This is a genomic window from Carnobacterium sp. FSL W8-0810 (assembly GCF_038007125.1).
GTDB lineage: Bacteria > Bacillota > Bacilli > Lactobacillales > Carnobacteriaceae > Carnobacterium_B > Carnobacterium_B inhibens.
The window spans coordinates 1,173,234-1,192,808 of sequence record NZ_JBBOWO010000001.1 but is presented as its reverse complement, the minus strand read 5'-3'; the positions used below and the strand labels follow the sequence as shown (position 1 = coordinate 1,192,808).

Here is a 19,575-nt window from a genome sequence, read left to right as displayed (position 1 = left end):
GTATGGCAGAACTTTTTTTATTTTTACGCTTTAACTGTTTCGTCTACTTCATTATTTTGGTTCTTTTTTTGTAAGAAGTGCATAGTTAAAATCAGTAATCCATTAAAAACAATGATGATCCCGATCATAACAAAGTTAGCTTGCCAATAAATATCATTTCCTAAACCGCTGCTGATGGCTTGTCTAAACCCATAAACTGAGTATGTCATCGGCAACCATAAATGAATCGTTTGGAAGAAGCTATTCGTCAGCGGAATTGGGAATGTTCCACCTGAACCGCCTAATTGTAAGACTAACAATACCATTGCCACGAAGCGCCCAACATTATCGAATGCTACCACTAACGTTAAGACAATAGACATGAAAGCTAATGACGTAAGCACGGCTAGTAAGAAGAATTTCCCAACAAATAACACATCTAATCCAATCATCAATAAAATACCACATTCAATGACAGCCATTAAAGCAGCAACAATCATCGCTACTGAGGCTTTACTTTGCCACCAAGCTAGACTTGATTTTCCTTGAGTGGATCTCTTACGTACAGGATAAATGGTTGTAAAAACAACTGCTCCAATGTACAAAGACATGGACATGATATAAGGAGCTAGTGCTGCTCCGTAATTTGGAACTTTACTATATTTTTCTTGTTTTAATGTTATAGGACTTGAAAACATATCCGTAGTTTTATTCGTAGCATTTACGTCATTGACTTCTTCAGAACCATCTAACAAACTCGTTGCTAATTGACTGGTTCCATCTTTTAAGGTTTCAATTCCGCTTCCTAATGTTTCAGACCCTTCACTTAAGGCTTGAGAACCATCACTGATTTTTGTTGACCCGTCAGCTAGACTCGTTGCACCCTTTATGAGAGTTCCAGATTTCCCATCTAGAAGAGTTGTTCCTTGAACTAGTTGGTTTGACCCATTATTCAATTGAGTGACTCCCTCAACAAGATTAGGCAATTGACCTGCTAATTGTCCTATTCCATTCTTTAGTTGTTGAGATCCTGCAGTTAAAGCTGGTGAATTTGTATTTAATTCGTCTGCTCCAGACTGTAATGTGTTCACTCCATTTGTGTAATTGGTTACACCATTTACTAAACCATCTTGTCCAGATAATCCATTTTGAATAGTTGCTAGACCTTGATTTAGTTCGGTCACTCCTTGAATGATCCCTTTATTAGAACCTGTTCCTTGTTGTTCCAAAGCTGTTTGAATCTTAGTTAAACCATTCGTCAACTCCTCTATTGTTTGAGTCGTTGCTGGCAACAAAGCGTTTGAAGCTTGTGCCAAAGTTCCTACTTGTGTTTTCAATTCTGTTAATTGACCGGCTAATTCACTGGTTACCGCTAATTCTGACTGTAGATCATTTAGTGAAGCAGCAGTTGTTGTTGTATTATCCGTTGCATTACTAATAGTCGTATTTGCACCATTTAATTGATCTTTAATGGTCGTCAAACTAGCTAGTTCCGCATCTTTTTGATCCGCTATTGCACTAAGCAACTCTTCTTGCTGGTCATTAGAAAGACTTTGAAACGTTGCTGTTTTCTCTATTGCTGAAGCATTAGAGTCAGCATCTGCTTGTATCGTTTTTTCAAGATCTTCAACTGAAGTTTCTGCATCTGCCAACTCAGTTGAAGCCTGTGTTATATCTCCTATAAGATTCAACAAACTTGATCCTGTTTGTTGCAGGCTAGCTTCAACACCGCCAGAACCAGCGGTACTTGACTGTCCATTAAGGAGAGTATTTAACTTTTGAATATTTTCGTTCATTGAATCTAAATTCCCCATTAAATAGCTTAACTTGTCTGCATTTTCTTGTGATAAACTCTGATCTAATTCTGAGGAAAGTTGGTTCAATCCTGTTAGTAATTGATCACTGCCTGTTTTCACTTGGTCAACACCATTACTGATTTCAACCGTTCCGTTTTTTACTGCTGCAGAATTTTCATTTAAGATTTTTGTTCCATCAGCTAATTTTGATACACCGTTTGTGTAAGTTTCTAATCCATTCGTTAAATCATTTGATCCTTTTTCTAAAAGAGCTCCACCATCTTCTAGCGGTCCTACTTTTGAGTACAATTGATTGATTCCATTCGTTAATTGTTGTGCTCCATCGTTTACTTGTGATACTCCAGCTGCGTATTCTTTTACGCCAACTTCAAATGTTTCAGCACCCTCTTTAAAAGTCAACGTACTTGACGATAAGGTCTCTAAATTATCTGTTAGTTGCTGAGATCCATCTGCTAATTTTCCAGTTCCACCATCAATTTCTTCCGCCCCATCTGCTGCTTTAGCAAAGCCGTTTCCAATGGTACTGATTTGCTCAAATACAGATTCTGTATAAGCTTTTGTTACATTATTAGATACTTCAGATTTCAAATCTTTAGCAGCCGATTTGCTGATAACTTCTCCGATATAATTTAGTGATCCATTCGTTTCATATTCAATGGTCATTTTTTCTGGATTCACATCCATCAATGTAGAAGCATCTTTTGAAAAATCAGCTGGCAATGTCATTACCATATAATACTCACGGTTTTTCAAACCTTCTTGAGCTTCTTCTTGAGACACAAAATGCCAATCTAATGCATCATTTTCTTTTAGTTTATCGACAACGTCTGAGCCTATATCCAATTTCTTTCCTTGATAGTCTACAGAGTGATCTAGATTAACAACTGCTACAGATAATTTATCCGTATTTCCGTAAGGATCCCAGTTAGATTTTAAAAAACCTCCCGCATACATTATGGGGATAAACAATATTACAATACAAGAAATGAGCAGCATCTTATTAGATACCAATTTCTTCCATTCATTCTTTAACATTTCCATCTTATCTGTACATCCCTTTCAATTTAACGCTTCCTATTTTTCATTCCAATCAATAGCAGGTAATTCAGTTCTACCGATCGTTGACCAGATCAGTTGATCCAGTGTTTGTTGTTTAAGAAAACTTGTATATTGATTATCTGCTTCTTCAAAAACCATTGTTAACATTTTTTCTCCATTACTAGCCGTTTCTCCAAGATCTGAGAACACTTGATTGATCATTCCTGAATTCGGATAAGTAACAATTTCACCTTCTAATGCTTCAACAATCTCCAACAAATTTATTTTTTCGGGTTGTTTAGCTAATCTAAAGCCACCGCTACTTCCAGGAATGGATGTTGCTAATCCACTGACTACTAATTTTCGAATAATTTTTCGAATATAAGAATGTGACGTCCCATTTAGTCGACTATTTAGCACACGTGAAGTAATCGGTATATGATTATCTTGAGTTGAAAGCATAGCTAAAATACATATCGCTTGCTCCAAACCTTTAGTTAACTTCATTATTTCCCCTCTTTCGTCAGTTAATTTCGTGATTGTGGACTTTCAATGTCCACGATGAATAATATACTCCTTTTTATATAGAATTACAATTATTTTTTCTTTTTTTTTGTCAAAAAGAAATTGCTATGAGTTTGGCTAGACAAGACACGTGATACAAGATATCATAAATGTGAAGAAATGAAGGAGGTTCATTAAAATGTATCTAACCATAACGGAGAGTGCACAAAAGAAAATAGAAACGACTTGTTCTCGTCATCCTGGACAACTCGTGTTTTACTATGAATCAAGAATTGGTTGTACGTGTGGAAATAATGGGATTTTCTTATTAAAAATCATTCAACAAAATGATCCAGAACTTGATGCAACTGTTTCTTCTTCATTAGGTGATCTTCCAGTTCAAGGATGGAGCCTGCCTTTTTTAGATGATGAAATGAAATTAGATTACAATGAAACAAAAAGCACCCTTGTTTTACGCAGCAATAGTGGTCTGATTAATGACAATCTCTTAATTCTTAATGATGCTAATCAAGCTGTCTTTTAGTTTATTAAACAGGATATTGGACATTTTTCTAAATTTCCGCTACAATTAGCTTACTAATTGAAAGTGAAACTGGAGGAATTTTATGTTTTTAACTATCACAGAACCTGCTATTGACCGTTTAAAAATGATTCAAGAACAACATTCAGGTGATTTAGCTTTATATTACAACCGCATTGTAGGTGGCTATGCTTGTGGAATAGTCGGTACATTTTCACTGAAATTATTAACTAGCCCTAATGAGGAATTAGATGCAACAATTGATTCTACTATTGGAAAAATTCCAGTTCAAAGCGAACGATTGGATGATTTATCAGAAAACGTAGTATTGGATTATAAAAAATCACTGAATAGCTTGATCTTAAGAAGCGATGCTGGATTGATAAATGATGATGTTACGATTTTAGATAATGACAACAATAAACTTTTTTAGTTCAGTATTCGAATGCATTATTATAAAAAAAAGCCGAGATGAAGGAAATTAATTCTTCATCTCGGCTTTTTTAAATTTTTAAACACTAGGGTATGGATGCAACAAAATAAAATTTATGGAACGTAAACTAGCTTTATTCTCCCAGAAGTTCTGACTAAGTTGGCCTGCACTTTTACCCACATTAAAATAACTTACTCGAGTCCTTCTTTGATTTTCACAGCCGTTTTTAGAGGAATGCCTAGTCCTTTGATTTCTTCCACACTTGCATCTTTTACTTTTTTGACTGATTTAAAATGTTTTAATATTTTTGTTCGTGTCTTTGGTCCCACGCCTTCAATACGATCCAATTTAGAAGATAAACTATTTTTACCACGTAATTGTCTATGGAATGTAATGGCAAAACGGTGAACTTCGTCTTGAATGCGTTGCACAAGATAAAAAGCTTGGCTGGTTGGCTTAAGAGAAACTCTCTGAAGACCTTCTCCAAAAATAAGAGAAGACGTTCTATGTTTTTCATCTTTCACCATACCTGCTACAGGAATAGATAAACCAAGCTCATTTTCAAGAATGTTGATTGCACCATTTACTTGAATTTTACCCCCATCCATTAAAATCAAGTCAGGCAGTGGTTTGCCTTCTTTCAACAGTCGCTCGTATCGTCTTCTTATGACTTCTTCAGTAGTAGCAAGTTCATTGCTGCCCGTTACACTTTTGATTTTATATTTTCGGTAATTGCTTTTATCTGGTTTTCCGTCTAAAAAAGAGACCATAGCTGAAACAGGATTGGTTCCTTGAATATTGGAATGGTCAAATGCCTCAATGCGCTTGATTAGCGGCAGGTCTAATGCTTCTGATAGTTCTTTCATAGCCCCTACCGTTTTTCGATCATCCATCTCAATCAGTTGGAATTTTTCATTCAACGAAATTTCACTATTTTTTGTTGCAAGATCCAACATGTCTTTTTTACGTCCTTGAATCGGTACCTTGACTGGTATTTCTAGCACCTCAGATAAAATTTTAGTATCTAAACCACTCGGAACTAAGATTTCTTTTGGCAACAAATGGTTTGCCTCTTGATAAAATTGCACAATGTAAGAGGCTAATTCTTCTTGGGGTGTATCATAACACGGGAAGATAGTTGCTTCACGTTTAATTAACGTAGCTTGTCGAATAAAGAATACTTGAATAGAGATCCATCCTTTATTCATATAAAAACTAAACACATCTCTTGTAGTGAAATCATTGGTAATAATATTTTGCCTTTCTACTGTTGTTTCAATGTATTGAATTTGATTACGGTATTCTGCTGCTCGTTCAAAAGCCAGCTCATCAGCTGCTTGCATCATTTTGCTTTTCAATATTTTTTTTATTTCTTTTACATCACCGTTTAAAAAACGTCTAATTTTATCTATTTGAGCATCGTACTCTTCTTGAGGAACTTCATGATCGCAAGGTCCGATACATTGTCCGAGATGATAGTATAAACAAGCCCTTTTCTGGTGCCCGTTACATTTTCTTAAAGGATATACTTTTTGGATAAACTGCTGTGTTTCACTTGCTGCATAGACATTAGGATACGGGCCAAAGTAATGCCCGCCATCTCTTTTTACTTCAGAAGTAATAATTAATTGAGGGTCTTTTTCATTTGTGATCTTCAAATAAGGGTAACTGGTTCCTTGTTTTAATTTAATATTGTATTTTGGTTGGTGTTTTTTGATCAGTGTAATCTCAAGGAGCAAACACTCTTTATCTGTTGACGTAATAATGGTTTCAAAGTCCACTATTTCTTCAACCAACAATTGAGTTTTCCCTTCATGTGTTCCTCTAAAGTAAGAACGAACCCGATTTTTTAAATTTTTAGCTTTTCCAATATAAATGATTTCTTTTTCTTTATTTTTCATCAAATAGCATCCTGGCAAATCAGGAAGCAACATCAATTTATTATTAATATGAGTACTTACCATATTCATGATTCCCCTTATAGTCATTCATTACTTTTAATTTTACTTATTCGTTTATTCGTTTGGCTCTATAATTTTTGATGTTGATAGATTAGATAAATTGATTACGAGATATTTCTGGAGGAATAAGGGTTGCTTGTAGTCCTATCTAAGGATTAAAAGTCTGAAAATTACAAGTTTCAGACGGTCACATGGCTTTCCACAAGCAAATCCGTCTATTCCAGAAGAAATTTTATTTTGTTGTACCAACACCAATTACCAAATAAGCATTTATTTAACCTTATTTAGTTTACCACTAAACAGCAAAACAACGACAGAAATTACTCTCCGTCGCTGTTTTTCTATTTATTATTTTTTTGAAGAACTAAACAAGAACCAATTATTAAACGTACTATAATCTGAATAGCCTACTGCAATCTCTTTATAAGAAAATAATTTTCCAAGCTGATGCTCACCAGATTTGTATTTTAATTCGATATCTTGTGCAATTTCTTGGTATAATTCTTCTATTTGTTCATCATTAAGTTCACCATATTTATTTTCCCATGCCTCTAAAAAAGTATCCTCATCTTTATCAAGATAAAAATCAATTTCTGCTTGTTCTGTCATTTGATTCACCTTTTTCTAAAAAGCTCTTAATTTAAAATTGTGATCGTAATTGTTTTTCTTCCAAAGTTATTGGCTTGTTGAACACTTGAAAAATGTACATCGATTTTATTTCCTTTTATTGCTCCACCAGTGTCACCAGCGATAAAAGTTCCATAACCAGGGACTTCAACGATAGATCCTAAAGGAATGACACGAGGATCTACTGCAATAACCATAGGGTTGCTTTCTAAATTAATTCCAGTAGCAGTATGTGTACTTAAATTAGCTTCTTTTGTAGAGTACCCTGTTGCGGATACAACCATTGTTTTTCCTTTTGAAGCTGTTTCAGTAGATTTAGTCGTTTCAGCTTCAACTGTTGTACTTTGTTTTTCAGGCTCTGCTTGCTCATTTGAAGCTGTCGTTTTAGTTACTGTTGCTTCATTTTCTGAAGTTTTTACAAGAGTTGCGGCAGTTTTTTCTTTTGCTGCTTTTTCAGCCGCTATTTTTTCTTCTTCCGCCTTAGCTTCTGCAAGTCTTGTTTCTTCTGTTGCACGTTGTTCATCTAATTCATTTAAAATCTCTTGATTTTCATCCATTGTTTTTTGTAGATTTGCTATTTGTGTATCTAATTCTGCTTTTTGTTCTTTAGCTTCTTCTGTTTGATTTTCTAATAATGCCAAATCATTTTTCAATTCTGCTTGTAATTCAGCTAATTCTGCTCTTTCATTCTCTGCTAATTCCAACTGATCATTTCCGGCTGATTGTAAAGTAACTAAAACATACGCACGATTAAAGAAATCTGTTATACTTTCAGATTCAAATAATGACAATACGACGTTTTGATTTACTTCTGTTGTTTGCATAGATAAGATACGTTCTTTTGCTTGATCCAAACGCTCTTTAACAACTTCTTCTTGTTCTGATATTGTTTCGTTTGTTGCTTGAACAGTTTCATTTAGCACTTCAATTTGAGTAGTTAATTCTCCTAGCTCACTATTTTTTTCATTCACCTTTGTTAATGCTTTATTGATTTGACTATCCATTTCTGCCATTTCTTTTTCTTTTGTATTTTGTTGCGATTCAATTTCATCTAATGTCGCTGCGAAACTAACCGTTGGCACAACGTTAACCAATAATAAAGCCATCATAAGGCTGGAAACTAGCTTTTTAATTCTCACAAATTGACAACACCCTTCTTTTTGACTTATAAGCTCTTCAATGATTATAACGAAAAAGATGTCTCACTATATTTCTTTACGATTACTTTTTGTTACAAAACCTTTTTATAGTATGCTAAAATTGTAATAATCGTATTAGGAGGCCAAAAAATGTCAAAAAAAATCTATTTTGCTAGCCCACTATTTTCAGAGATGGAAAGAGTTTATAATGAAAATCTTGTACAAAGTATTCGTGAAACGTACCCTGATGTTGAAATTTATGTCCCTCAAGAGCAAGGTGAAATCAACGACAAAAATGCTTATGCTGATTCTGTTGCTATTGCTAAATATGATACAGATGCCTTATTAGACAGCGAATTAATGGTTGCAGTTTTAGATGGCTCAACTATTGATGTTGGAGTTGCTACCGAAATTGGGGTCGCTTATCAAGCTGGAATTCCTATTATTGGTTTATACACGGATTCACGTCAACAAGGCGCTGAAAACAAACAAAAATTAGCCGCTTTACAAGAAGTTGCAGAATCTCAATTCTCATATATCAATCTTTACACTGTTGGCATTATAAAAATGAATGGAGCTATTTACAGTACTTCAAAAGACTTTATTACAGCTATTAACGATTATTTGTAATATTTCTACAACAAAAGAGCAATGGAAACGTGTCGTTTCCATTGCTCTTTTGTATTTTTTGTTTCGTTATCTTCTATTATATAGCATACACTTTACAGGCTACGAGGAGTTGGCTTAGTAAACCAACTGATCAACAATCCAACTACAAAACCAATTGTAGCTGGTAAAATCCATCCCATCCCAATAGAGAATAAAGGAAGATATTCCGTACAAAATGCTAAGAACGTTTTTACTCCGCTAACACCTTGAATATCTTTAGGCAATGCTTTGAATAGATCCGCCACACTTACCACAAGAGTAAATAATGTTGTTGTGACATAGACAACTTGTCGATCTTTGAACAACGGTGATAATAATGCTAATAAAATCAACGTAATGGCTAGAGGGTACAAAAACATTAATACAGGTAATGAGTATGCAATAATGTTTGTTAATCCAACATTAGCAACTAATGTTGTCAATACACTAAAAACAACGACATACGCTTTATAACTGATCGTGCGAGGAAACATTTCTTTAAACGTTTCTGCACAGGCTGTTATTAAACCAATAGCTGTTTTTAAACAAGCAATCGTTACAATTACAGCTAACAATACACTCCCAAATGATCCGAAGTAATATTGGGAAATCTGTGTTAAAGCGATTCCGCCATTTTTTGAAATTGGAAACTGTCCAACGCTCATTGTCCCTAAATAAGAAAGACTAGCGTAGATGATTCCCATTAAAATGATGCTGATCAATCCAGATTTAATGGTATCTTTTGCGATCTCACTTGGTTTAGTCACACCTAAGCTTTTAATGGTTTGAACCACGACTATCCCAAATGCAAGAGATGCTAATGCATCCATCGTGTTGTAACCTTCAAGAAAACCACTAACAAAAGGCTCATTGATGTAATTACCAGTAACTGGTATTTCAGCGATTCCTCCCATTGGACGAATAAATGCCGTTACAATTAAGACACCTAAAAAAACTAAGAAAATAGGATTTAATACTTTCCCAACATAGACCAAAATCTTTGTCGGTTTTAAAGAAAGAAATAATGCTGCTCCATAAAATAAAATAGAAAAAATTGCTAACCCTATTGTTTGATATTCTGGATTGATATAAGGTGTCAAACCAATTTCATAAGAAACGGTGCTTAATCTTGGAAGTGCAAAAAAGGGCCCAATCGTTAAGTATAATGCAACAGTCATAAAATAACCATATAATGGATGGATGCGACTGGCTAAATCAAATAATCCATTACTTTTTGAAATTCCGATTGCAATAACTCCTAAAAACGGCAATCCAATACCTGTTACTAAAAAACCTAGTGTAGCCCAACTTACGTTAGCTCCTGCTACTTGCCCCATGTGAACGGGAAATATTAAATTTCCTGCTCCAAAAAACAGTCCAAATAACATTGATCCTATATAAAGGTAGGAAGACAATGTCAGTCCTTTTTTCATAAAAAAACGTCCTTTCTAACTTAGCTATGTGATGCGTAACTTAAATAATAGCTTTTTTAGCTTTCAGCTTCAAGTAAAACTCTTGTTTACTCCTGTTTTTCACTATAAAAAGATACCTCTGTCAAAATCTGACAGAAATATCTTTTATGTTTAGTCTATATAAAGAGACGTTTTTTTCTCGAGATAGTTTTGAAAAATAGTAAATACACTACAAATAGCCCAATAAATTAAAGCAACTAAAATATACATTGTCATATAATCGAATTCACGCCCGCCAACAATTTTAGCCTGCTGGAAAATTTCTGGAACAGTTATCATTGCGGCCAGAGATGTGCCTTTAATGAGATCAAGTAGCACATTGCTCATTGGCGGTACTGCAATTCTCATTGCTTGAGGTATGATGACTTTTCGCATAATAAAAGTCCATTTTAATCCCAAAGCATAAGCGGCTTCCCATTGTCCGTGATCAACAGAATGCAACGAAGATCGAATGATTTCTGCACTATAAGCTGCTGAACTTAAACTAAAACCGATAATAGCTGCGTTTACAGCTTTAAACTGGATGCCAATAAAAGGGAAACCAAAATACAAAATAAATAAAAATACTAACGTTGGTGTTCCACGCATAAAGGAAATATACGTACGCGCAATCATACTCAAAATTTTACTATTTGACATACGCATAATGGCTAATAAAAATCCTAGGATCGTTCCAAAAATCATACTGGCTAATGAAATGCCCAAAGTGTACCCTAATCCTTTTAAAATATATCCAAAGCTGTCAATAGCTAAAGCAGGATCAAAAATATAGTGCCATTGAATCTCAGACATATTCTGTCACCTACTTTCTATTCGCCTTCCTCAAATTCGATTTCAGGAAACTCATAATCAATCTGTTCCGATACATCCTCGCCGTCATAAAATTGTTTAGACAATTCTGTCAAAGTTCCATCAGCTTTCATTTCTTCTAAGGTCGTGTTGATTTTTTCAGTTAACAGATCATTTCCTTTTTTAATCGCATAATTTGTTTCACTAGGATTATAAAAAATGTCATGGACTTTTACTGGTATCTCCGGTAAAGCAGCAACAGCCATTTTTTGTGAATAAAAGTCATTCAATATAACATCTGTACGTCCATTCGCTACATCTTGAAGATATTGGTCATTTGTTGCATTATCATAGATCACTTCTTCAGCTCCATAATGTCTTGCAACTTTCATATAGCTCGTCGTAGCTGCTCCAGCTGCTTTTTTACCTTTTAAATCTTCTAACGTTTCAATACCCGAATTATCTGATTCACGTACAACCATTGCTCCAAAAGAATATTTATATGGAATCGTATAATTGTATTTATCAGCATTTTCCCCATCACGGTCTATGCCCATAGCAGCGACGTCAATTGCTCCACTATTAACAGAAGTCAACATACCGTCTACACCCATTTCTGTAAAATCGACATCTAAATCTAATCGAGTAGCAACTTCACGAATAATTTCTACCTCGTATCCTGTTAACTTATCTGTCTCTGATTCATGGAAAGAACTTGGATAAAGCGTTCCGGATGTAGCTACATTTAAAGTTCCTCTTTCTTCGATTTCACTCCACATTGTGTCTGAAGTATTTTTTGATGAAGCAGAAGATGATTCATTTGATCCACAAGCTGCTAAAGTCATTGACACAAAAGTTATTAACCCAAAACTCATTATTTTTTTTAACACGTTACTATCCCCTTTACCCTCTTTTTAAATTCCTCAATTAGAATAACAGCGCTTAACTGTGTAGTCAAACTTATCCTAAAAAGATTTTATTTCTTTTAATACTTTTCTTGTCAGCTAAACAAAAATACCATTAAATCAACATCACGAAAGGATGATTAACAAACAATTTTGTTTTTATTCAAAATGAAACACAGAAAAAAACTGTTATATTAATGTCTCTTTTTTGACAATAAGAAAACACCTCCTAGTTGAAGCGAGGTGTTCTCTTATTACTTTTAATCAAACTTTTAGTATTGTTGATCATAGTCGATTAAGTTTCTAGGTAAATCTTCTCCAGCTAAGTAAGCTTTTAAATTTTCTTCAAAGATAGCAAATAATCTTTTTTTGAAATGTTCTGCAATCCCGGTAATATGAGGAGTAATCAAAACATCTTCTCTACCCCATAATTCACTATTTTCTGGCAAAGGTTCTGTTTCAAAAACATCTAAACCGGCAAAAGCTAATTTTCCATTATCTAGAGCTTTTATTAAATCATCCGTTTTAACCGTTGGGCCTCTTCCTACATTAATAAAGAGCGTTCCTTCTTTCATTTGCGAGAAAATATCTTCATTAAAGAAATAATGTGTTTGATCTGTATGCGGTAAGATATTTACCACAATATCTGCTTGTTTCACTTGTTCTTTTAGTTCTGGCTGTTTAATTAACAGATCCATGTAATCTACATCTCTTCCACTACGGTTTACACCGATCGTCTTCATATTAAATGCTTTAGCTAATCGTCCAATTTCAACTCCAATTTTACCGGTCCCAACAATCAAAATCGTTTTTCCATGCAATTCCATTAACTTATTTACTTGATCCCATGTTTTTGTCTGCTGATTTTTAACAGCTTGTTGAATCCCTCTAGCGTGAGCTAACAGCATACCAAAAACTGATTCTGCAATAGGAATACTATGTATCCCACTTCCATTTGTAAGTAAAATCTTATTTCTTTCAAGCTTTTCTAAATCAAGAAAGTCAACACCAGCTGCTTTTCCTTGTACCCATTTTAATGTGTGTTTATCATCTGTTAATAGTTCCTCTGATCGTTGTCCAGTCCACCCATATATAATTTCCACAGATTTTAAAGGAATTTCTTTTTCATCCATCTCCCAACCTTTAATCAACTTATAGCCTGGAGCTAATTCTTTTAACGTCTGAAGTTGTTCTTTAGTTGTTTCTTGCATAAGTAAAATACTTTTTTCAGTCATTTTATCACCTTTTCATTGTTTTCTTCTATTATCTCATTACAAAATAAGATATCAAAGAATATCCCTTATCTATTTTCATTTTCTGTTATTTTTAAAGCTATAAATGGTACAATAGAGTGAAAGACAGGGGTTTAGAATGGGGTGTTTTGATGGATAAAGAACATTTATTAACAACTAAGTTGATTATTGATGGTCAATTTCATGATTTTCAACTTTATAGCGGAAAGTTTTATTTATGGACTAATAAAAAAGAACTAAAAATATACAATTGGAATAAGTGGTTGACCCAACTTGCTTATGTAGATCGCCCAATTTACCTTGAACCACAGCCAACGGAACAGTTGCATGTGTCCGTTGATGATTTAGCTCCTTTTTTAGAACGGACTCTTTCTTTTTCTGAAACGATTTATGATAGTGCTCTTTTCAATCATACGTTGTACTTCTCTGATTACACTGGTTTTTATCGTCTTTCTTTAACAAAAAAAGACACTGAAAGGATACGTATTTGGGAGCAACCGGTTTATTCTATCTCTTTATCTACTGCAGGAAGAATGGCTTTGTCTGCTGGAGATGCTGGGCTTTATGAATATCTGCTTTCTACTCAATACTATTATGAGCAACTCGAGAGGCAAAAAGTTGTTCGCATCTTTCAACTAAGTTCTCACTTTGCGTCTCACGCAACTTGGGACCATCATAATCTTATTCAATATGGTAAAGATCCTGTTCATCCTGCTTATTTTATCCAATTTAATGAACGAAAAGGACAATTACATGTACTTGATTGCGCGCCCATTGATTCATTGGCGAAAAATAACCTTCATGAACAACTACAAGAATATCCATTACCACTATCATTAGACAAACCTTCTATGCAAGATGGCTATTTATTTTCTTTTGAAATGGATCGCACAAAAATAAAGAAAAATGCTTTATATCGGTCAAAATCTATTCGTTTAGAATTAAAATCAGCAGCTGCAAATGATCAACGAATGGATTTTTCCTCATCTTTGATCGTAGATGCTTCATCTCCCAATTTTAAAGTGACGTTACAAAACAAAAAATTATTAGAGCTTCCAGCTCAAGATGTACTAAAATTTAGAATCTACACTCGAACCAGAAATTATCGAAATCAGTTGCATATTCTTAAAGAACAGTCCTTGGAACTCTACATTTTTTCTGAAATCAAAAGATAAAAAAAGGAAGTGAGAATTTATCTCACTTCCTTTTTTATATTAATCTTCTAATGGGTCTTTACCTAAGAAAGCTTGTAACATCCAAATCGTTTTATCCACTCCAGCTTTATAACCAATCAGTAGATCTTGAGTGGCATCATCCCCAGCTTCACCTGTAAGAACAATCCCTTTTTGTAATTTTTCATCAATAATTTTATAGTCTACAACAGTTGAATGAACCATTTCTTCAGCCGTTTCTTTGCTGTCATAAGGTGATTCTTTAACCACAGAGTGTTCTAAAAATTCTCCTAAAGTAGCGTAAGGCTTTCCACCGATTGCAATCAATCGCTCAGCTAATTCATCAAATTGTTCTGTTACTCCATCATAAAGTTCTTCGAATTCTTCATGTAGTTTGAAGAAATGAGGTCCCTTGACATAAAAATGATGTTGATACAATTTAATATTGAATACACCAAAAGTTGCAACTAATTCATTTAGCAATTCTTGTACTTCTGTTTGTTTTTCCATTCTGCTATTCCTCCTATTGGTTAATTGTTTTATTTATTACTTTATACTTATTATAATCTAACTAGAAATAATAGTCTAGTAAAAGGTCTTTTTTTTTAGCTCAATTATTAAACCCCGATTAGCTCATTACTAATTAAGCGCTCTCTTGTAATCTTCTTCTATAGAATGTTACTAAATAATAATAAAAAATCTCCTACCATCGCATTTAACAATTATTTGTGCTAAAATGGTCAAGATATATAAAAGAATAGGGGTAACTAAATTAAATGATTACAGTAACTAACGTAAGTTTACAATTTTCAGATAGAAAATTGTTCGATGATGTAAATATAAAATTCATTCCCGGCAATTGTTATGGTCTCATAGGTGCAAATGGTGCAGGTAAGTCAACTTTCCTAAAAATACTAGCTGGTGATATCCAACCTTCAACAGGAAATGTTTCAATGGGTCCTGACGAACGTTTGACTACTTTAAGTCAAAATCACTATGGCTTTGAAGAATATACTGTTTTAGAAACAGTTATTATGGGACACAAACGTTTGTATGACATTATGAAAGAAAAAGATGCTATCTACATGAAAGAAGATTTTACTGATGCAGATGGTCTATTAGCTGCCGAATTAGAAGGTGAATTCGCTGAATTAGATGGTTGGGAAGCTGAACCTCAAGCTGCAGTTATGCTTCAAGGATTAGGCATTACAGAAGATATGCTTGATAAAAAAATGAGCGAATTAACAGAGTCATTAAAAGTAAAAGTATTACTGGCACAAGCTTTATTCGGCAAACCAGATGTTCTTTTACTGGATGAGCCTACCAATGGTTTAGACAAACAATCAATTGAATGGTTGGAAGAATTCTTAATTGATTTCCCTAATACCGTTATTGTTGTTTCCCATGACCGTCATTTCTTGAATAAAGTATGTACTCATATGGCTGACGTTGATTTTAGTAAAATCAAGTTATATGTTGGAAACTATGATTTCTGGTTGGAATCAAGTCAATTGGCTACTAAATTACAAGGTAACGTAAATGCTAAAAAAGAAGAGCAAATCAAAGAATTACAAGCCTTTATTGCTCGATTTAGTGCAAATGCGTCTAAGTCGAAACAAGCGACTTCTCGTAAGAAAATGTTAGAAAAAATTACTTTAGATGATATTCAACCTTCTTCTCGTCGTTACCCATTTGTTGGATTTACTCCTGAACGCGAAATTGGAAATGACCTTTTGCGTGTTGAAAATATTTCTAAAACAATTGACGGCAAAAAAATATTAGATAATATTACTTTTACGTTAAATAAGGACGACAAAGTTGCCTTTTCAAGTAAAAATGATATTGCTATTACTGTTTTATTCAAAATTTTGACGGGCGAAATGGAACCAGATTCTGGTACATTTAAGTGGGGAGTAACGACTTCTCAATCTTACTTACCAAAAGATACTACTGACGAATTTACTGATGCAAAGTTAACCGTTGTAGATTGGTTGCGTCAATTTGCTTCTGCTGAAGAAAATGACAATACATTCTTACGTAGTTTCTTAGGTCGTATGCTCTTCTCTGGTGAAGATGTACTAAAAGAAGTATCCGTTCTTTCAGGTGGAGAAAAGGTTCGTTGTATGTTATCTAAAATGATGTTGAGTAAATCGAACGTTTTAGTAATGGACGATCCTACAAATCACTTGGACTTAGAATCTATTACCGCTTTAAATGATGGTTTGATTGCTTTTAAAGGCTCAATATTGTTTGGTTCACATGACCACCAATTTATCCAAACCATTGCAAACCGCATTATCGAAATTTCTCCAAATGGAGTCGTTGATCGCGCTGAAACAACTTATGATGAATTCCTAGACAACAAATCAGTTAAAGAACAAATTGCTGCTTTGTACGCTAACTAATAAAAAATAGAGTTGAGACTTTTGTCTCAACTCTATTTTTTATCCAATACCTCTTTTCGCAACAATTTGCTCAAAAATCAATCCGGATTATCATTTCTTTACGGTTTAAGCTATGAAACATCATTTCATGGTTAAGTGAAGCAAAATTAAAATATGCCCCTAAAAGTGATCAAATAATGATCAGCTTTTAGAGGCATTCTTTTTTTATTTTCTAGCTTTGTGTACTTTTAATTTTTTACCTTTAACAGTACGACTTTGCATTTCTTCGATGACCAGAGGACCTTTACCATTTAAGATATCAATATACGTCACATTTTCTTGAATCGTAATGATTCCAATGTCATCTGCATTGATTCCAGGAATTTTAGCGATTGTTCCAACAAAATCAACTGCCCGTATCTTCTTCTTTTTACCGCCGTTAAAATAAACTTTAGTAATACCACGATTTAGTTCTTTTGAACGAACTTGTTTCAATGGCGGACGTTCTTGTAATTTCTTTTCAAAAGCCGATTTATGACTTTGTACCGTACGAGCACTTGGCAGTGAGATTTCGATAACAGATTGTTTAGCGTAATCCTTAACTTCATTCCACCATTTTTCTTCTCTAGGTGTAACAAGAGTCAATGCCATTCCTGTTTTTCCAGCTCTACCTGTACGGCCAGTACGATGGACAAAACTTTCTTTCTCCACAGGAACATCATAGTTCACAACGTGAGTGATGTTATCAATATCAATTCCTCGAGCAGCAACATCCGTAGCTACTAAATAACGGAATCTTCCTTGTCTAAAATCATCCATTACAGAAAACCGATCTTCTTGGACCATTCCGCCATGGATCTTATCTATTGGCAAACCAGCTTTATTTAAAAATGTATATAAGTTGTTCACAGCTTCTTGTGTATTACAAAAAATGATGCATGAGTCTGCGTTTTCCACAGTTAATAAATCTAGCAACTGTTGTTCTTTCTTGTCTTCTTGTACCTTAACACTCGATTGAATAATCTTTGGTTTAGATAACTCAGTTGTTTGAATTTGAATCGATTGTTTGTCAGGTTTCATATAGAAACTTGCTATACGTTCAATTTCTTTTGGCATAGTTGCTGAAAACAATAATGTTTGGCGTTCTTCTGGTAAAAAGTTAATAATGGCTTCTACCTGATCGGCAAATCCCATATTTAACATTTCATCAGCCTCGTCTAGGACTAAGCAGTTTATTTTCTCTACTTTAAACGTTCCCTTTTGCAAATGATCTAATACTCGACCAGGTGTTCCTACAACAATATGGCTTTTTTGTTTTAATTCAGATTTTTGAGTATCAAACGAAGCTTTACCATATACTGCTGTAGCTTTTACTCTCTTTAAACGACCGATATTCATAATGTCTTCTTTTACTTGAATAGCTAATTCTCTTGTGGGTACTAAGACAAGTGCTTGTGGTTTATTTTCTTCCCAATCAACAGTTTCACATAGTGGTAAACCATAACTAACCGTTTTTCCACTTCCCGTTTGTGATTCAACAATAACGTCTTTTCCTTCTAACGCTACAGGAATCACTTCTTCTTGAACTTTAGTAGGATGGAAATAACGTAAACTTGTTAATGCAACAATAATTTCATCACTAATAGCAAATTCTTCAAATGTATTCTTTTTATTCATAATAACCTCTTTCAATTGTTCCTTTTCTATTAGTATAACAGCATATTCACTAAATTACTGTTTTTTAAAGCGATAATTTGGTAAAATCCCTTACATAGTGGCAAAACTCTCATCCTTTCATTTGTCTTTTCTTTATTGAAGCCCATGTAAGATATCCACAAAACGTGGTATACTACTTAACGAAAATGATTTATGGATGATTTTTTTTGTTCTTATAGGAGGGTTCAATGTGAAAACTATTCTTGTATTACATACCGGTGGAACTATTTCCATGAGTGAGGATCAAACAACTGGAAAAGTTTCTCCCACCTCAGAAAATCCGTTAAAAAAGCGTGGTCATTTATTTGATAATGTCGCGAATATGATTGTGGAAGACTTTTTCCATTTGCCGTCTCCGCATATGACACCTGATAAAATGCTTATTTTAAAAAATCGAATCGAACAAGCAATTGCTGCTCATGAAGCAGATGGCGTTGTCATTACTCACGGGACTGACACATTGGAAGAAACAGCCTACTTCTTGGATCTCACACTTGAAACATCTATTCCCATTGTCGTAACTGGAGCTATGCGATCAATAAATGAGGTCGGTTCAGATGGATTATATAACTTTCAAAGTGCCATTTGGGTGGCTTTAGCTGAAGAAGCTAAAGAAAAAGGCGTTTTAGTAGTAATGAATGATGAGATCCACACTGCACGTTATGTAACCAAAACGCATACAAGCAATGTGGCCACTTTCCGAACACCAACATTTGGCCCTATCGGTTTAATCTCAAAAAACAAAGTTTTATTCTTCCAAAAACTAATTGAAGAAGAAATTTATTCGATCAACACTGTAAATAAAAAAGTTTACCTGCTAAAAGTTTATGCAGGTATGGATGGAACCTTATTCGATGCTGTAAATCAACCTACTACTGATGGACTCGTTATTGAAGCGCTAGGTGCAGGTAACTTACCGCCTGCTACTTTGCCTGCTCTTAAACGAGTCTTAGCCAATAATATTCCAGTCGTTCTTGTCTCACGTTCATTTAACGGTATTGCACAGGATGTCTATGACTATATGGGTGGCGGTAAACAGTTGAAAGAAGATGGCGTTATTTTTGCTACTGGTTTATCCGGACCTAAAGCCCGTATTAAATTACAAGTAGTATTGAGTCAAGCTACCTTGACTCATTCACTTGAAAATTACTTTTAACTAAAAAAAAACCGTTCATATGAAATGAACGGTTTTTTTTG

The 19,575-nt window shown here is 34.3% G+C and carries 17 protein-coding genes; 6 read left to right on the top strand and 11 right to left on the bottom strand.

Translation table 11 applies throughout. The features are described 5' to 3' along the window. Positions 1-23: 23 nt before the first annotated feature. A complete protein-coding gene (locus NST49_RS05785; RefSeq protein WP_341047503.1) occupies positions 24-2,837 on the bottom strand; it encodes a YhgE/Pip domain-containing protein in 2,814 nt (937 codons plus the stop codon). A 33-nt stretch (positions 2,838-2,870) separates the two neighbouring features. Continuing rightward, on the bottom strand, positions 2,871-3,341 hold the full coding sequence (locus NST49_RS05780) for an Rrf2 family transcriptional regulator (protein WP_023178869.1): 471 nt from the start codon (positions 3,339-3,341) through the stop codon (positions 2,871-2,873). A gap of 196 nt (positions 3,342-3,537) precedes the next feature. On the opposite strand from NST49_RS05780, the gene NST49_RS05775 reads away from it, so the two are divergent. Together NST49_RS05775 and NST49_RS05770 are read left to right on the top strand one after the other, a co-directional pair. Next, entirely contained in the window at positions 3,538-3,882 is a 345-nt protein-coding gene (locus NST49_RS05775; RefSeq protein WP_341047501.1) for an iron-sulfur cluster biosynthesis family protein, read from the top strand. Between the two features lie 82 nt (positions 3,883-3,964). Beyond that, positions 3,965-4,312 (top strand): iron-sulfur cluster biosynthesis family protein, encoded by a 348-nt coding sequence (locus NST49_RS05770; protein ID WP_023178871.1) that lies wholly within the window; start codon positions 3,965-3,967, stop codon positions 4,310-4,312. A gap of 191 nt (positions 4,313-4,503) precedes the next feature. Here NST49_RS05770 and uvrC read toward each other — a convergent pair whose 3' ends face one another. From uvrC to NST49_RS05755, 3 genes are all read right to left on the bottom strand, one after another. Next, positions 4,504-6,276: an excinuclease ABC subunit UvrC gene (uvrC, locus tag NST49_RS05765; protein ID WP_341047498.1), complete on the bottom strand. Its 1,773-nt coding sequence runs from the start codon at positions 6,274-6,276 to the stop codon at positions 4,504-4,506. 345 nt (positions 6,277-6,621) lie between these two features. Next, positions 6,622-6,882 (bottom strand): hypothetical protein, encoded by a 261-nt coding sequence (locus NST49_RS05760; protein WP_023178873.1) that lies wholly within the window; start codon positions 6,880-6,882, stop codon positions 6,622-6,624. A gap of 26 nt (positions 6,883-6,908) precedes the next feature. Beyond that, entirely contained in the window at positions 6,909-8,039 is a 1,131-nt protein-coding gene (locus tag NST49_RS05755) for a 3D domain-containing protein (protein ID WP_023178874.1), read from the bottom strand. Between the two features lie 150 nt (positions 8,040-8,189). Here NST49_RS05755 and NST49_RS05750 point away from each other — a divergent pair, with 150 nt between their 5' ends. Continuing rightward, entirely contained in the window at positions 8,190-8,669 is a 480-nt protein-coding gene (locus NST49_RS05750; RefSeq protein ID WP_023178876.1) for a nucleoside 2-deoxyribosyltransferase, read from the top strand. Between the two features lie 92 nt (positions 8,670-8,761). Here the strand turns inward: NST49_RS05750 and brnQ are convergent, their stop codons facing one another. From brnQ to NST49_RS05730, 4 genes are all read right to left on the bottom strand, one after another. After that, positions 8,762-10,120 carry a branched-chain amino acid transport system II carrier protein gene (gene brnQ, locus NST49_RS05745; protein WP_023178877.1) on the bottom strand — a complete coding sequence of 453 codons (1,359 nt, stop codon included), beginning with the start codon at positions 10,118-10,120 and terminating at the stop codon, positions 8,762-8,764. Between the two features lie 150 nt (positions 10,121-10,270). Beyond that, positions 10,271-10,951: an amino acid ABC transporter permease gene (locus tag NST49_RS05740; RefSeq protein WP_023178879.1), complete on the bottom strand. Its 681-nt coding sequence runs from the start codon at positions 10,949-10,951 to the stop codon at positions 10,271-10,273. A gap of 17 nt (positions 10,952-10,968) precedes the next feature. Continuing rightward, complete coding sequence (locus NST49_RS05735; RefSeq protein WP_251165626.1) at positions 10,969-11,838, bottom strand: transporter substrate-binding domain-containing protein; 870 nt, start codon at positions 11,836-11,838, stop codon at positions 10,969-10,971. A 287-nt stretch (positions 11,839-12,125) separates the two neighbouring features. Next, on the bottom strand, positions 12,126-13,088 hold the full coding sequence (locus tag NST49_RS05730) for a phosphoglycerate dehydrogenase (protein ID WP_023178882.1): 963 nt from the start codon (positions 13,086-13,088) through the stop codon (positions 12,126-12,128). A gap of 149 nt (positions 13,089-13,237) precedes the next feature. Between NST49_RS05730 and NST49_RS05725 the strand changes: the two genes are divergently transcribed. Next, positions 13,238-14,281, top strand: a complete 1,044-nt coding sequence (locus NST49_RS05725; protein WP_023178884.1) for a hypothetical protein — start codon at positions 13,238-13,240, stop codon at positions 14,279-14,281. 39 nt (positions 14,282-14,320) lie between these two features. Here NST49_RS05725 and NST49_RS05720 read toward each other — a convergent pair whose 3' ends face one another. Then, positions 14,321-14,788 carry a Dps family protein gene (locus tag NST49_RS05720; protein WP_023178886.1) on the bottom strand — a complete coding sequence of 156 codons (468 nt, stop codon included), beginning with the start codon at positions 14,786-14,788 and terminating at the stop codon, positions 14,321-14,323. Between the two features lie 266 nt (positions 14,789-15,054). Between NST49_RS05720 and NST49_RS05715 the strand changes: the two genes are divergently transcribed. Continuing rightward, positions 15,055-16,683: an ABC-F family ATP-binding cassette domain-containing protein gene (locus NST49_RS05715; RefSeq protein WP_023178888.1), complete on the top strand. Its 1,629-nt coding sequence runs from the start codon at positions 15,055-15,057 to the stop codon at positions 16,681-16,683. Positions 16,684-16,887: 204 nt separating this feature from the next. Here NST49_RS05715 and NST49_RS05710 read toward each other — a convergent pair whose 3' ends face one another. Further along, positions 16,888-18,339, bottom strand: coding sequence for a DEAD/DEAH box helicase (locus NST49_RS05710; RefSeq protein ID WP_023178889.1), 1,452 nt, complete (start codon positions 18,337-18,339; stop codon positions 16,888-16,890). A 229-nt stretch (positions 18,340-18,568) separates the two neighbouring features. Between NST49_RS05710 and NST49_RS05705 the strand changes: the two genes are divergently transcribed. Beyond that, positions 18,569-19,534 carry an asparaginase gene (locus NST49_RS05705; RefSeq protein WP_034537358.1) on the top strand — a complete coding sequence of 322 codons (966 nt, stop codon included), beginning with the start codon at positions 18,569-18,571 and terminating at the stop codon, positions 19,532-19,534. Positions 19,535-19,575 lie beyond the last annotated feature (41 nt).